Below are 14,776 nucleotides of genomic sequence, written 5' to 3' on the forward strand. Positions count from 1 at the left end.
GTAAGTAACGAAGTTTGATGCAAATGTCAGATCGTATGCGCCTGTTAGGGCGCGGCTGGTAAGAGAGCCTTACAGGCGCATCAGAAAAACCTCCGGCTATGCCGGAGGATATTTATTATTAGTATTCGAACGGTTATCAAAATAATTTATCAAAACGTCCTCAATTCAGACCGCAATAGTAGTCCATCCTTTACCCCGATCGTCATGATAACCTGAGACCCCCTGAAAGCTGATAGTTACCGATTTTGATTGTGGTGGTTTTCTTTATGATGTGTGGTTTGGCTATTTTTTGAAAGTGCCTTACCAGATTTATTGTTATTATCAGGGGATTATTTCAATAAAAGGTGATGATTTATTGCCTGCAATAGTGGGTAGATTAAGCATTTTATGAAATTATTAGTGTCTTTATTTGCACTTCTACAAGACTGTTAAGAGGTGTTGAAATATCAGCCTGGTAAAGAATACGTCAGCGAAAGTGAATGCTATATTAGTCATAAAAATTCAGGAGACATATGCTCAAACCTATCTTCTACAGTGGAAGTGTGAAGGTTCCGGAATGTCTGGAAACAGATAAGGAAAAAAATGTCGGACGTACTCCTCTGTCTTCAGACATTCAGCAAATTAAAAATGTTGTTGAAGATATTCCGCCATTTCCAGAAAGCAGAGCGGTGGGAGGTTCTGTAAGCGCAGCGTACAGGCTTTCTTTTGACGAAGTGTTTTGCGGTCTCAGCAATGAAGAGCGTAAAAAGGTGTATGGTCGCCTTTTTGGAAAACAAGTACTTGCGCATATTCATTCCAGGTGTCAGCGCGACGCTGACATAATAAGAGAAAAAGCGCTCAGGCGGATAAGCCGTGAGTGTGGTACCGAAATAGATTGCGCTCTCTTACTAAATAAGATGGTGGATATTTTACAAAATGCCCGGCTGACAATAAATTTTAATGCAGCAAAAATTGACTTTGTCTCTCTCTTAAAAAATAAAGAATATCTGAACTCTTATGCATTAGGTTGCAGACCAGGAGATTTACCTGCTTATAATGTCGGGCGTGATTCAGTTGAAACTAAAGCATTTGAACTGGAGAAGCTTGCAGATTCACCTTATGCCCCATATGGTCAGACAGGCGGTTTTTCCGTAGCATATACTCCCAACAGTAAAACTTTTAGCCCTACAAGCAGACCAATTTATGCTGCACTGGACTTTCTGAACGGTGAAAATGGAGGTGCCAGCGCCTATGGGAAATCATTTTTTGAATTAAATGATAATGTAAAAACAAATTGTACATTCTCACCTTTTGATATCTACGGCCACAGATTTGGCCTGGATACTAGTAAATTATCTACATTTTGCCATATGGAGAACCTGATTGCATCCTGTCAAAATGATTTTTTTGGTTATAATTGCTTTAAGAGTTTGGTTAAAATGGCTAAGGGCGAAAAATTTTTAGCTCATTCTAATTATGGTACAGGCTATGAAGGGAATTATATAGAGGCTCATATTCATGGTGATGTATGTTTATTCAGAGATATAAAGCACGTTTATTTGTCTTTGCAAGAAAACTCTTACTCGGAAAGTCAACTATATGATTATGCAAAACAAATAAACCAGGCGCTTAATAGAGACTGCATAATATTATATTGACAAGCTTATTATCAGGCTCTTTAAAAGAGCTTTAAATGATCATGAGCACATACTTCTTAAGGTAGGCAGTAACTGCTTTTATATTTATTATAGCAGGACCGCTCTGGCAGATACCTGTGTGGCACCTCAGTATGGCCTGAAAAATAGAGGAATATGGACCAGCAGAAGCGCCTGCTGGCTACTTTTCACTTAAATCGCTGGAATTCACCGGCGCTACAGATGAAGCGACCTTAACAGTCATCAGGTGTCCTGCATTACCACAGGAGTGATTTACTGGCTATCGATATTCCTGCTCATCAGGTTTTTACGCCATCTACGCACATTTATTCTGCTATAAGTTGAAATACTGCAAAAAATATTAAGGCTTATTATTTTTTCTTTAAGCAAATTTTCGTTCAACAAACTTGGATGCGGGAATGTGTGAAATATCATTTCTTTATACTAGAACTCAGCGACCTACAGCTCACAACTTTATTAGATCCTCTTCCTGAATATATTACTTTTCTGGCAGTTATCAACAATAGGCTGACTAAATTGCCGGACACTTTGCCTGGAGGGTACAGACAGATTACGCGGGTAGGATCACTACACCGGGAAAAGATTGCCAGTTAATGGGATGTCGTCCATGTTTCAGTTGGAGGATAATGATTTATTTCCCCCTCTTTGACCCTACAATAGTGATCTGATAGTTATCCTGAACGTTCTTACAGAGGGCGGGCTTGTTAAATAATCATCAAGTTATTAATGAGTTATGTCCTGCTTTGCTGAAAATAAAAATCAGTAGACAGACGACGGCGAACAATATGAGCCGGAAGTGCCTGTGTTATTACTGTGGCGTGAATTCTGTAACTGATAAAGTAGGTGTGCTTATTATCAGTAATGAAATTTTTTATATATGTATTATTACTATTCACAGGTAATTTGATTGTTTGTTGTGAGTAACATTGTGTTGAAGTAAACCATGATAGACTGGACTGTGATGTGGTGAGATATAATGAATTTGTGTTTTATTAATTATTTTAAACGTACAGGAGAGTAGTATGTATATGAGTAAGTATGTACCTGTTTATACATTATTAATTCTCATTTATTCTTTTAATGCCAGCGCTGAGTGGACAGGAGATAATACGAACGCCTACTACTCAGACGAAGTTATCAGTGAATTACATGTTGGTCAGATAGATACTAGTCCTTATTTTTGCATAAAAACGGTTAAAGCTAACGGTAGCGGTACACCAGTTGTTGCATGTGCGGTATCAAAGCAGAGCATATGGGCGCCCTCCTTTAAAGAACTTCTTGATCAGGCAAGATATTTTTACAGTACAGGGCAATCCGTAAGGATTCATGTTCAAAAAAATATCTGGACCTATCCGCTTTTTGTTAATACCTTTTCAGCAAATGCTCTTGTGGGACTATCATCGTGCAGTGCGACACAATGCTTTGGACCCAAGTAAGAGGGGAGAAGAAATAATGAAAAAGTTAATATTCTTAACCTTATCTATAGTTAGCTTTAATAACTATGCTGTAGATTTTGTGTATCGTGTGGACTCAACCCCGCCGGACGTTATTTTTCGCGATGGGTTTTCACTACTTGGGTATAACCGTAACTTTCAGCAATTTATTAGTGGAAGGTCATGTAGTGGTGGAAGTAGTGACAGTCGCTATATTGCAACAACCTCAAGTGTTAATCAAACATATGCTATAGCCAGAGCGTACTATTCTCGCTCAACATTCAAAGGTAATTTATACAGATATCAGATTCGTGCAGATAATAATTTCTACAGCTTGCTCCCATCCATCACCTATCTGGAAACGCAAGGTGGTCACTTTAATGCTTATGAAAAAACGATGATGCGATTGCAAAGAGAGTATGTTTCCACATTATCTATTTTACCCGAGAATATTCAAAAGGCCGTGGCGCTAGTTTATGATAGCGCAACCGGTCTAGTAAAGGATGGTGTAAGCACAATGAATGCCAGTTATTTAGGTTTAAGCACTACGTCTAATCCTGGTGTGATACCTTTTCTTCCGGAACCGCAGACGTATACCCAACAACGAATTGATGCATTCGGCCCATTAATAAGTTCATGCTTTTCAATAGGTAGCGTATGTCATTCACATCGAGGGCAAAGAGCTGACGTATACAACATGTCTTTTTATGATGCAAGACCTGTAATAGAACTTATACTTTCTAAATAAATGAAACTTACCTATGTTGCCTATTAAATTAAACAGCCCGTTTATTAGTTGCCTGGTTAATATTGTTTATTAAGTTGGCTATCCACTTAAATATAAATGTTTATATACTTCGATAAGTTTTTTATCAGATTCATTGCATTACCAATCATAGCATTCAGGTACGTATTTTATTAATATTAGAAGGAGTCATTATGACTAAAGATGAAATCTTTGCAGCTATCCTTAGTAGAGAAGGCGGTTACGTTGATCACCCTGACGACAGGGGGGGGCCAACGCATTGGGGTATAACCCTGACGACGGCCCGGGCTAATGGCTATATGGGGGATATGCGGAATCTTACCCGTAATCAAGCATTAAAAATCCTTGAGGCAGATTATTGGTATGGTCCACGACTTGATCAGGTTGCCATTATCTCTCACTCTATTGCAGCTGAGCTTTGTGATACTGGTGTGAACATGGGACCCTCAATCCCGATTAAGTACTTCCAGCGTTGGCTTAATGTTTTTAATGATCAGCAAAAAATTTATCCGGATTTGATAGCAGATGGTCAGATTGGGCCACGGACGCTTTCGGCACTAACATTTTTTCTCTCTCACCGGAGAGATGAGGGCGAAATGATACTTATCCGGGCATTGAATTGTAGTCAGGGACAACGCTATCTGGAGTTAGCTGAAAAGCGCCAGGCGAATGAATCATTTGTTTATGGATGGATAAAGGAACGGGTAAGATTGTAATTCCCTTACTTACCACTATAGCGGTTTGTGATGATAGCATATAATGATATATTCACACAGAGAACTGGTGAAAGCCACTAAGTCTCATTATTACTATATTAAGGCGTCAGGTTTTTCTATAGTTCTTTGTGTGTTAAAAACGAGAAATTAATTATGTTGTATGGTATGAGAATGATAGTATTTCCAGCCAAATATTCTTACGGCTAAATACATTATTATCCTTTTCCATTTTGGCACGCCCAGAACTTTCATCCCATCCAGGAATATGAGATCGGACTCTTTTCTGTTACGTAATGGATAATGATACAGGTAGTCATGAATGATTGCCGCTTTGGCATATTCACCATCCGGTGGCAATAATGACCAGAAAATACGCGGAACAGTGGCAAGGTCGGTAACGAATCCTACCGGTACTTCAATGACATCATTTTTATCTTCACTGAGATAAAACCTGAATGGCTCATAAACACGCCATTTATAATGACCTAACATTTCCATAATTGCTGGACTGGTAAAACAACTCATAATTTTACCTTATAATAAATATATATTCTGCACCTTACGCTCAAAGTACATGTCGTAAACTCTATTTACTCATTAACAGCTTCGTGCCAAAAAGGCTACGGGATAATGATCAGAAGCGAGTTGTGGATTACGTAATGCTTCAACCCTTTGTGAATAAGGTGCTCGATCGACAATGACCCCATAATCTAAAATACCACCGCCAATTTGCGTGGGTTCTGTAGGTGCGAGTACGGCTACAACTCGTTCCAGATGCTCAGTCATCAGGTCATTTTCAAGTCTGTCTGGGCTGCGATTAAAATCCCCGGCAAGAAACCAGGATAAATGCCGCATCTGAGGTTGTCTAAAAAAATTAATGGTAACCCTGACAATAGCTGCAGCATCCGGACCTCCACTAGCCAGTGCGTGCGCTGTCAGAAAAACATCATTACCCAGTCCGATGCCAATGACGGGGCGAGATGCGACAGTTGTCGGACGCAAGACATAAACATTATCCGCTCTTTGTCTGGAAACTATTGCCAGATTAACACGGCGTGCTCCAACATCAATAGCCGAGTGGTAGATATATCTTATATCCTGACGGCTGGTGGTTCCGAGATTCCAGGTGTATTCATCAATGGGAATACCCACTCCAAAAGGCTGAATATGTCGTCCGGTAGGAACCGCTGAGGTGGGAACAGCACCGGCCTCCTGTACCATAAGAATATCCACACCGGCAGTACCACTTAAAAGCTGTCTGACATTGACATTCCATTTACTTTCTGTAGATGCTGAAGAGCCCTGAAGATTCCAGGTCATAACTTTGTAGTCACTGATATTAGCGCAGGCAAAAGAAATATAGCTGCAGATGATCATGGTCAGAAGGAAAAAAACAGGTTTTTTCATAATATCTACTCTCCCGAGCATTACTTCTTTATCTGAATGATATATGTGTTAATAACCCATTGTTTCATGACGTTGATTTTATTCTGGCAATGCCTGACTTGTTTCTGGTTCTATGTCTTGTGTAGGTAGTAAGATACATAGTCTAACGTCAATAAAACTAAAATGGATGTCTATTACAGAGGTAAAATGAAGTTTATTCAGTACAATCAATTAATTATTGTTAATACCAAAGAGACAACTATGAATAAACAACTAACTGAATTTAAAACTCCATTCGCTTAACTCATTGTAACTGTATTGGGTTGATTTATTTGCGGAAAGAGAGATTCGATATCATTGGTACTTTATAAGTAAACATAAATTTTTCATTACCAGGATTATTATATCCCTGTGAGGGAGGTGACATTTCATCTATTCTCACTCTTGTAGTGACATAGTAAATTTGGCCACCTGATTAAAGGCGATGTTCTCACCTCAACACAAAACAGGTAACTTAGTGAACAAGAAAACCAAACAAATCAATGGTTACATCTTGAACGGCTACAATAGCGTCAGACCTCATCATTATAACGGTGCACTGACGCCGGAAGAGTCTGAGAACAGGTACCGTTTTTACTGTAAAACCGTGACCAATAGCGTCGATGCGCAACAAAACGTATAATCCGTTGATAGGGCGTACAGGTGTGGCACTGGGCAAAACGTTCAGTGACAATGACTGGAGCTGGCGGCATTTGGCAAATAGCATGTTGACCACGCTATAAACGCCAACTTCCGCTACATGTTCTGAGTGGTGGCGTTTGCGTTATATCGTCACAGACAGCGCCTCAGGGCGCTGTTTTCGATCGGACATGTCGCTTTCGCAGGAGGGGACGTTATTCGGCGACCAGCCACATATCAGCCTCTTCAAACATCTCTTCCAGCATACGGTGCAGCCGTTCTTTCTCGGTTTTTGTACAGTCACTGTTTAATGCGTTCGCCTGCATTGGCTTAACTTTCACTTGCGCATCGGGAAAAAGTTGATGTACGCGTTTTGTGAGTTCATTGAGGATGATTTCGCGTGCGCTTGGCAAACCTTCAACATTTCGCTTGTCATAAACGAGTTCGACGAACATCGCTATTTCCTTTTTACTGGTTGGATGACCAGTATTTAAGCTGGGTATATAACCGGTGTCAAGGTTTAGCCGCCGTTTTGTCATCCTAACGTTGCGGATGTAAAGTAAATTGATCGCACATGGAAGTAAAGGTCGCTAACCTGTTGTCATGTCAAGAGGTTAGCGGCTCTCTCTTCACAGCGGTGTCCTGCTACCTGATGGTAAATTCCAGGGCGCGACTAAAATCGCAATCGGCTAACACAACAGGGTCGCCTTTTCTGACAATAATGCTATTTGTGCCCAGGCATTTTCGGCTCTGTTTCCCCTTAATTTTGTTATCATCAGTGAGCCAGCGCTGGTTATCATTACCCGTGCATGAATAAAGAATGATTGGCGTGCCTTCTTTCGTACCCTGTCCTGCAGCATCCAGACATTTCTCACCCTGCGTGATTCTGTCTCGGTGAAATGAGAAAAGCTGAGATTGCACATGTTTACACTCCCGCAGCGTCAAACGATTCTGTTGATCTGGGCCTGTATCAAGGCACAGACCATCAGTTGTCCGAATTTGTTCCGCGTCATTTATGTAATAACCACCGGAATTAATTTGGTTTTGTGTAATGACCGGGAACGACAAATTAATACTATAAGGTGCGGGTAAGCCGTTCGTCGTACATCCACATAAAATAGAGGAGAGGCAGAGAACCAGTGTGTTTTTTCCTGAAAGCAAAGTCATTCAATTATTACCCTAAAAATAAATAGCATTACAACTATATTGGCAATTTATACCCACTGAATATGACGTAGCATTGAGCGGCAATAAAGATAATTCCGATAGAATCACATAAATACTTCGGTTAAATGCGCGCAGCCAGCCACTCCTGCGACGATGGGTATATAGCGTTAAATACTTTTGCAATATTACATGCTATCACAGTGAAAAACGGCTGTACATTTCTTCACGTTAAACAAAGTGAGAAGGGGGGTTGACACCCGATATATGATAAAAGAGGTCACAGGAGTCATTAGCAAAATAAATCTTTTAGATTTTCGCCACTGAAAACATTCTGCAGCCTTTCAGGCAAAGCCTCATAGCAGACTGCGGAGGTATACGTACTCGCTAAATTTTTCTGAAAAAATGCCGGGTGACGAATTATGAAAGATAAACGTTGGCGGCGGTAGGTCCGCGGAGTCCATTAATACGACAAAACTCAACGCGTATACCGGGGATAAGAGCTTCTGTTTCGTGTTGGCGACATGCTGAAATGTGGACCTGAACATCTTTGCGTCCATCGGAGGGGGTGATGAGACCTTTACCGCTCTTACAATCAAAGGTTTTGACAATTCCTGTCATTTTACGAGACAAACAAATTCCTTAATGGGGATAACGAGGCGCACTATACACGTCAGGAAAAATAATGCCAGCTATATTTGATGGCAATCAAGATTTCCGGATGGCTAAAAGTAGTCGTTCGGCACCATTGTAGATAAATAACATTATGTTCTGGAGAAAGTATTCCCTTTCCTGGCGTCGTTGGTTGGTGCGGACATCATGGGTTTTGCCGTCGGGCAGGATGGTGAACTAATCTGCCTGGCTTGCTTTTTATCGGTATTTGTAGGTGGTTGCGGGGTTTTACTACCAAAATCGTAGATAAAAATTTCCCATGATGCCTGTTGTAAACCAGAACAATGGTCTGAACTGGCCAAAACATGGAATGAAAAAATAAGTAATGACCAAAGCATAAAAGCATGATGTTTCATAGCACCTCCTGTTATATGTAATGACTTGCGAAGTTCATCTAATTAATTATGGGACGTCATTGGCATTTTTTATTCAACGAAGAGTTAACCACTCTTAATAATAATGGGTTTTATAGCAAAATAGACTTTTTTATCGAGTGTTCAATATTTGCGTCCGTTATTATTTTTCTGGAATGTAAATTCTCTCTCAACACAGGTGAAATTTATGTTTGAATTGTGGTGTTGATTCTATTCTTATAACAAGAAATGTTGTAACTGATAGACATATTAAAAGATTGAATCGGAGCGGGAATAAAGCATGCTGAACATCATGGTGAATAGGATTACGGTGCCAGCGATGGCATGTAACGGCATTTCGTCTGGAGCGTCACGTGAGGACTGTGAAGCACAATGCGATATGTTCTGGTTATATGGCGAGTTTGCTTAATGACATTTTTTTAGCCGATCAGCGTCAGGCTTCTTAATGTGGTTGTGATATTTTTCTTTAAATATCAAAAGTTTGTATGACGTGTTTGTTGTTTTATAGTGGCTAAACACTTTATGGTTTCTGTTAAATATATATGCGTGAGAAAAATTAGCATTCAAATCTATAAAAGTGAGATGACATTGTAGAACCGGTTACCTTAATGAGCGATAGAGCGCTTCGGTAGTAAAAATATCTTTCAGGAAGTAAACGCATCAGGAGCGATAGCGGTGAATTATTCGTGGTTTGTCGATTCGGCATAGTGGCGATAACTGAATGCCGGATCGGTACTGCAGGTGTTTAAACACACCGTAAATAATAAGTAGTATTAAGGAGTTGTTATGAAAAATATTATTTTATCCACTTTAGTTATTACTACAAGCGTTTTGGTTGTAAATGTTGCACAGGCCGATACTAACGCCTTTTCCGTGGGGTATGCACAAAGTAAAGTTCAGGATTTCAAAAATATCCGAGGGGTAAATGTGAAATACCGTTATGAGGATGACTCTCCGGTAAGTTTTATTTCCTCGCTAAGTTACTTATATGGAGACAGCCAGGATTCCGGGTCTATTGAGTCTGAAGGTATCCATTACCATGACAAGTTTGAGGTGAAATATGGTTCTTTAATGGTTGGGCCAGCCTATCGATTGTCTGACAATTTTTCGTTATACGCGCTGGCAGGTGTCGGCACGGTAAAGGCGACATTTAAAGAACATGCCACTCAGGATGGCGATTCTTTTTCTAACAAAATTTCCTCAAGGAAAACGGGATTTGCCTGGGGCGCGGGTGTACAGATGAATCCGCTGGAGAATATCGTCGTCGATGTTGGGTATGAAGGAAGCAACATCTCCTCTACAAAAATAAACGGCTTCAACGTCGGAATTGGATACCGTTTCTGAAAAGCATAAGCTATGCGGAAGGTTCGCCTTCCGCACCGCCAGTTACAAAACAGGGCTTCTTTACCAGTAACACGTACCTGCCTGTCTTTTCTCTCTTCGTCATACTCTCTTCGTCATAGTGACGCTGTACATAATATCTCACCAGCATAAGCACAGATAAAGGATTGTGGTAAGCAATCAAGGTTGCTCAGGTAGGTGATAAGCAGGAAGGAAAATCTGGTGTAAATAACGCTAGATCTCACAGGATTCACTCTGAAAAATTTTCCTGGAATTAATCACAATGTCATCAAGATTTTGTGATCGCCTTCGCATATTGTACCTGCCGTTGAACGACTACTAAAAAGTAGCAAGGTATGTATTTTATCTAGGAGAGCACCTTTTTTGCGCCTGGCAGAAGTCCCCAGCCGCCACTAGCTCAGCTGGATAGAGCATCAACCTCCTAAGTTGATGGTGCGAGGTTCGAGGCCTCGGTGGCGGTCCAATGTGGTTATCGTATAATGTTATTACCTCAGTGTCAGGCTGATGATGTGGGTTCGACTCCCACTGACCACTTCAGTTTTGAATAAGTATTGTCTTGCAATCCTGTTACAGAATAATTTCATTTATTACGTGACAAGATAGTCATTTATAAAAAATGCACAAAAATGTTATTGTCTTTTATTACTTGTGAGTTGTAGATTTTTCTTATGCGGTGAATCCCCCTTTGCGGCGGGGCGTCCAGTCAAATAGTTAATGTTCCTCGCGAACCATATTGACTGTGGTATGGTCCACCGGGAGGCACCCGGCACCGCAATTTTTTATAAAATGAAATTCACACCCTATGGTTCAGAGCTGTGTTTTTACATCAGGTGGGCAAGCATAATGCAGGTTAACTTGAAAGATACGAGCAATAACAGAAACCAGTGATTTCGTTTATGGCCTGGGGATTTAACCGCGCCAGAGCGTATGCAAGACCCTGGCGCGGTTGGCCGGTGATCGTTCAATAATGCGAATATGAATGGTTACCAGCCGCTGCGAATTCTACCTGGGTCACTTAATAAAGCAAAACATTTAAACACTCAACAACGACAATTCAGACAGTTCGAACTTTTCTTTAAAAATAGGATTAACCATGTTTAAAAGTGGTTACTAATTAGCCATTATCCTACGGTAGTGATTCACATATTCTTTAACGTTACGTTACAGGAAGGTTGAAGTGGAAATGCCTGATGAGCCTTCAGGCATTTCTGAAGGTTAGTTAGCTAAGGAACAGTTACTGAGAACAGGTTTATCATCACCTTCCACCAGTTTAGCCGTTTTGCCTTTGGTATAAAGTTTGTAAGTATAATTTTTGTCTATGGCTTCGTAATTTGCTCCGGAGGCCATTTTCATTAACCGCATCGGGATCATCTCGTTTACCTGACTGATAATCGCATAGGCGTTTCCAGCCTCGGTGTTGACGTAAATCACCTCCATAACCTGGTTATCATTACAGGTGTATATAGATTTAGAAATCTCCTGCGAAGCTGCTATAGAGGTGGTACTGGCGCTAAGCGCAGCGAGAAAGAGGGTAAATGGGATCAATTTACGTTTCATCATTAGTATCCTTTGTGTATAAAATTGTCGTTAATTCCCTGAAGAGCGGGAGATAAAGCGGCATCAATACGATGAATGCTGTAGTATTCCTGTTTACTGACGAAAAGTGCGCCAGAAAAGCGTATTATAATTTATCCATCACTGACATATGTGATGAGTAGACAAATCTTAAAATCATAAACTATAGACTGCAAATCATTATGGCGCGATGGAAAATGATTGTCACCACTGCTCAATACTATGGCATAAAAACCGAAGAAAACGGTACTGTTCACTGTCTCGTTTCATACGGTATCTGTCAGTGAAACTATTTCTTCAAATGATGGTCTTTTTATTATCGATCAGATAATGGCATCAACAGGGGTTATTTAGGAGTATATGTGAAAAAGTGGCTTATAGGAGGGATATTGATCGCAAGTTTTCTGACCGGTTGTCTGATGTGGCACAACATTGATAAATGGTTTAATAAAGATATCGAAGTTTTCTACGCCGGAGACGATAACTAAAACTCCTGTCAGTTGGCAACGGGTGTCATATCTTCAGGTATGGCGCCCGGAGCAGCCGGGCGCAAATTGTAGGTGTATAAAAGTCATTTCATTAAAATTTTAGCGACAACATGGACAGTCACTACCGCGTGCTAACGGCCCTCTGAAGTCACAAGATGAATAAGCCAGTTTTTTGTTTCAGCGGTGACTGAAACATATTTTGCTCCTGGTGGGCTTACCGCCAGTTGCTGAAAAAGACAACGATGATGTAACTGTTGCAGAGACTGACGAATACGACGACCGTGAGTTTTATTTTTGGCGACCATATTTCCTCCCAAAAGGCCGCCCGAAGGCGGCGCTGGGTTTGATAATGGAGAAGGGCGTTGGTCACTGCCATAACCAACCTGTATACACTAATGTAATTGATAATCATTATCAATTGTGGTGATGAAGAAAAATTGTAAAGATGAAGGGACAGCGGAAATGGCAATGAACGGGATGAGATTTTTCGTTAACCACTTAAATTCGTGACTAAAAAAAGTCTTTTATAGGCTTGAAAATGTTTTTTCCGTCCCTATGTAGTCAGTGGACAAGCAATGCTTGCCTTGATGTTGAACTTTTGAATAGTGATTCAGGAGGTTAATGATGGCACTCAGAACCTTGTCAGCACTTCCCGTGTTTGCTGATTCTCTTTTCTCTGACCGTTTCAACCGTATTGATAGACTTTTCAGTCAATTAACAGGAGATACGCCAGTCGCTGCGACGCCAGCTTACGATCTGCAAAAGCGCGATGCGAATAACTATCTGCTTACCGTGAGCGTTCCTGGCTGGAAAGAGGAAGAGCTTGAAATTGAAACGGTTGGCGGCAACCTGAATATTACGGGTAAACACACTGAAGAGACGGTAGAGGATCAGACGCACTGGATTTATCGTGGTATTCGTAAGGCAGATTTCCAGTTGAGTTTTTCTTTGCCTGAACATGCTAAGGTGAATAATGCAAAACTGGAACAGGGCCTCTTGTTGGTAGAGATTTACCAGGAAATCCCTGAAAGCGAGAAACCGAAAAAAATTGCCATAGAAAGCAAACCAAAGGCGATTGAACATAAATCATAAAAGCATTAATGGAGGCCCGTTTAGACGGGCCTTCATTGTCTGTAGCGAAAAGTATCCCGTCATGCTTGTAGGCACAGATCGCTAAATATTATAGCCCTGACCTCTATATTATCCCGTGCCACTGACCTCGTCGCCATTGGACGGCGGTAAGTTGGAATTATCCGCGAGGTCAGTCCAATTTTTGTCCACTCTCGACATTCTGCCTGTTATGGGCGCGATACCTGAACATAAATTCGTATAGCGGTTGATCGTTTTCACCGCGTTGATGCTATTTCTGCTAACACTACTTTCATACGTAAAAAAGCTGATGCTTTTTACCTTATTTAATAGAGGCAGGTATGAAATTAGCGCTCGTCAATCGACAGGTCATTTTACCGGAAAGCGGAACCGAGTCCTTCCAGTGCCATGCCTCTACGCTTGTTCGCCTACCGTGCGGTACGCTCGTGGCCGCATGGTTCGCGGGGTTGTGCGAAGGAAGCGAAGATACAGCCATCTGGCTATCTCGCTATGAACATAATATCTGGACAACACCGCAGCGAGTGGCGGCACGCGAGGGGGAAGCGCACTGGAATCCGGTGTTATTTTACCCGTCGGATAAATTGTGGTTATTTTATAAAGTAGGCAGCGGCGTACACGTGTGGAAAACCTGGTTTATCACCTCCAGCGATCGAGGATTTACCTGGAGTACGCCAGCTCCGTTGGTTAACGATGATATTTTGCCGCGCGGTCCCGTAAAAAATAAACTCCTGCTGGCATCAAATGGCGCCTGGATTGCGCCAGGGTCGATTGAAAGTCCTGAACGGTGGAGGGCATTTGTGGATCGATCCTCTGACGAAGGAAAACACTGGAATATCTCTTTTGTTCCGCTGGAGCCTGATAACGCTATTTCCGGGACAAACGTAGCGTTGTGGGATGGTGTAAAAAAGGGGATGTTGTGGGAATGTTGTCTGGAAAACCTCCTGCGCTGGGATGGCGTTATTCAGCCTACGCTGTGGGAGTCTTCTCCGGGGCATATCCATATGTTGTTACGAAGCACACGCGGGGCAATTTTTCGCAGTGATTCAATCGACTATGGCGCTACCTGGTCTGTTGCCCGCGCGACATTTTTACCGAATAATAATAGTGGTATCGATCTGGTTAGTATGCAGGACGGTACGCTGATTCTTGCGTTAAATCCGGTCAACGGCAACTGGGGAAAGCGCTATCCGCTTTCACTGATTGCTTCCCAGGATAATGGCGAATCATGGCTACCGCTACTGGACCTGGAAAGTGACCACGGTGAGTATTCTTATCCCGCTATTATTAGCAAGGGCGGCGTCGTACATATCACCTACACGTGGAACCGGAAAAATATCGTATATTGTCGATTACAAACGGTATAAGGCGCTATCAGTCGAAACCGATAGCGCTGGAAT

Annotated in this window: 17 protein-coding genes, 1 tRNA gene and 1 pseudogene; 11 read left to right on the forward strand and 8 right to left on the reverse strand. The window is 41.5% G+C overall.

The features are described from left to right. Nucleotides 1-512: 512 nt before the first annotated feature. Nucleotides 513-1,637: a type III secretion system effector SopF gene (sopF, locus tag AAYN39_RS10295; RefSeq protein ID WP_000917281.1), complete on the forward strand. Its 1,125-nt coding sequence runs from the start codon at nt 513-515 to the stop codon at nt 1,635-1,637. Nucleotides 1,638-1,922: 285 nt separating this feature from the next. On the opposite strand, the pseudogene AAYN39_RS10300 reads toward sopF, so the two are convergent. After that, nucleotides 1,923-2,069 (reverse strand): annotated as a pseudogene (locus AAYN39_RS10300) (hypothetical protein); the annotation flags it as partial. 608 nt (nt 2,070-2,677) lie between these two features. Between AAYN39_RS10300 and pltB the strand changes: the two are divergent. From pltB to AAYN39_RS10315, 3 genes are all read left to right on the forward strand, one after another. Beyond that, a complete protein-coding gene (gene pltB / locus AAYN39_RS10305; RefSeq protein ID WP_000281950.1) occupies nt 2,678-3,091 on the forward strand; it encodes a typhoid-like toxin S-CDT binding subunit PltB in 414 nt (137 codons plus the stop codon). Between the two features lie 16 nt (nt 3,092-3,107). Further along, nucleotides 3,108-3,836 carry a typhoid-like toxin S-CDT ADP-ribosylating subunit PltA gene (pltA, locus tag AAYN39_RS10310; protein ID WP_001766395.1) on the forward strand — a complete coding sequence of 243 codons (729 nt, stop codon included), beginning with the start codon at nt 3,108-3,110 and terminating at the stop codon, nt 3,834-3,836. 191 nt (nt 3,837-4,027) lie between these two features. Beyond that, a complete protein-coding gene (locus AAYN39_RS10315) occupies nt 4,028-4,570 on the forward strand; it encodes a glycosyl hydrolase 108 family protein (protein ID WP_000158843.1) in 543 nt (180 codons plus the stop codon). Nucleotides 4,571-4,717: 147 nt separating this feature from the next. Here AAYN39_RS10315 and AAYN39_RS10320 read toward each other — a convergent pair whose 3' ends face one another. Together AAYN39_RS10320 and cdtB are read right to left on the reverse strand one after the other, a co-directional pair. Then, complete coding sequence (locus AAYN39_RS10320) at nt 4,718-5,095, reverse strand: DUF1353 domain-containing protein (RefSeq protein WP_001277616.1); 378 nt, start codon at nt 5,093-5,095, stop codon at nt 4,718-4,720. A 72-nt stretch (nt 5,096-5,167) separates the two neighbouring features. After that, nucleotides 5,168-5,977 (reverse strand): cytolethal distending toxin S-CDT, encoded by an 810-nt coding sequence (cdtB, locus tag AAYN39_RS10325; RefSeq protein ID WP_001529135.1) that lies wholly within the window; start codon nt 5,975-5,977, stop codon nt 5,168-5,170. 496 nt (nt 5,978-6,473) lie between these two features. On the opposite strand from cdtB, the gene AAYN39_RS10330 reads away from it, so the two are divergent. Continuing rightward, on the forward strand, nt 6,474-6,638 hold the full coding sequence (locus AAYN39_RS10330) for a hypothetical protein (RefSeq protein ID WP_001036668.1): 165 nt from the start codon (nt 6,474-6,476) through the stop codon (nt 6,636-6,638). A 211-nt stretch (nt 6,639-6,849) separates the two neighbouring features. Here the strand turns inward: AAYN39_RS10330 and msgA are convergent, their stop codons facing one another. From msgA to pagD, 4 genes are all read right to left on the reverse strand, one after another. Beyond that, on the reverse strand, nt 6,850-7,089 hold the full coding sequence (msgA, locus tag AAYN39_RS10335; RefSeq protein WP_000497459.1) for a virulence protein MsgA: 240 nt from the start codon (nt 7,087-7,089) through the stop codon (nt 6,850-6,852). Nucleotides 7,090-7,279: 190 nt separating this feature from the next. Continuing rightward, nucleotides 7,280-7,801 carry an RICIN domain-containing protein gene (locus AAYN39_RS10340; protein WP_001537478.1) on the reverse strand — a complete coding sequence of 174 codons (522 nt, stop codon included), beginning with the start codon at nt 7,799-7,801 and terminating at the stop codon, nt 7,280-7,282. Between the two features lie 417 nt (nt 7,802-8,218). Then, nucleotides 8,219-8,431, reverse strand: coding sequence for a cold shock-like protein CspF (cspF, locus tag AAYN39_RS10345; RefSeq protein ID WP_001537306.1), 213 nt, complete (start codon nt 8,429-8,431; stop codon nt 8,219-8,221). A 131-nt stretch (nt 8,432-8,562) separates the two neighbouring features. Continuing rightward, nucleotides 8,563-8,826, reverse strand: coding sequence for a virulence protein PagD (pagD, locus tag AAYN39_RS10350; RefSeq protein WP_010989183.1), 264 nt, complete (start codon nt 8,824-8,826; stop codon nt 8,563-8,565). A gap of 804 nt (nt 8,827-9,630) precedes the next feature. Between pagD and pagC the strand changes: the two genes are divergently transcribed. Further along, nucleotides 9,631-10,188: a virulence membrane protein PagC gene (gene pagC / locus AAYN39_RS10355; protein WP_000789474.1), complete on the forward strand. Its 558-nt coding sequence runs from the start codon at nt 9,631-9,633 to the stop codon at nt 10,186-10,188. A 404-nt stretch (nt 10,189-10,592) separates the two neighbouring features. Then, nucleotides 10,593-10,669, forward strand: a tRNA-Arg gene (locus AAYN39_RS10360). A 752-nt stretch (nt 10,670-11,421) separates the two neighbouring features. On the opposite strand, the gene AAYN39_RS10365 is transcribed toward AAYN39_RS10360, so the two are convergent. Further along, a complete protein-coding gene (locus AAYN39_RS10365; protein ID WP_000977726.1) occupies nt 11,422-11,766 on the reverse strand; it encodes a c-type lysozyme inhibitor in 345 nt (114 codons plus the stop codon). A gap of 377 nt (nt 11,767-12,143) precedes the next feature. Here AAYN39_RS10365 and AAYN39_RS10370 point away from each other — a divergent pair, with 377 nt between their 5' ends. From AAYN39_RS10370 to AAYN39_RS10385, 4 genes are all read left to right on the forward strand, one after another. Continuing rightward, nucleotides 12,144-12,269, forward strand: coding sequence for a lipoprotein (locus AAYN39_RS10370; protein WP_000758947.1), 126 nt, complete (start codon nt 12,144-12,146; stop codon nt 12,267-12,269). A gap of 199 nt (nt 12,270-12,468) precedes the next feature. After that, nucleotides 12,469-12,696 (forward strand): hypothetical protein, encoded by a 228-nt coding sequence (locus AAYN39_RS10375; protein ID WP_000927830.1) that lies wholly within the window; start codon nt 12,469-12,471, stop codon nt 12,694-12,696. Between the two features lie 197 nt (nt 12,697-12,893). Beyond that, nucleotides 12,894-13,361 (forward strand): Hsp20 family protein, encoded by a 468-nt coding sequence (locus AAYN39_RS10380; protein ID WP_001218118.1) that lies wholly within the window; start codon nt 12,894-12,896, stop codon nt 13,359-13,361. Between the two features lie 338 nt (nt 13,362-13,699). Further along, the gene (locus AAYN39_RS10385; RefSeq protein WP_000761736.1) at nt 13,700-14,743 is read left to right on the forward strand and encodes an exo-alpha-sialidase; all 1,044 of its coding nucleotides are present in this window, start codon (nt 13,700-13,702) and stop codon (nt 14,741-14,743) included. Nucleotides 14,744-14,776: the final 33 nt, after the last annotated feature.

Source organism: Salmonella sp. K21076, from assembly GCF_039650795.1.
Taxonomy (GTDB): Bacteria; Pseudomonadota; Gammaproteobacteria; order Enterobacterales; family Enterobacteriaceae; genus Salmonella; species Salmonella enterica.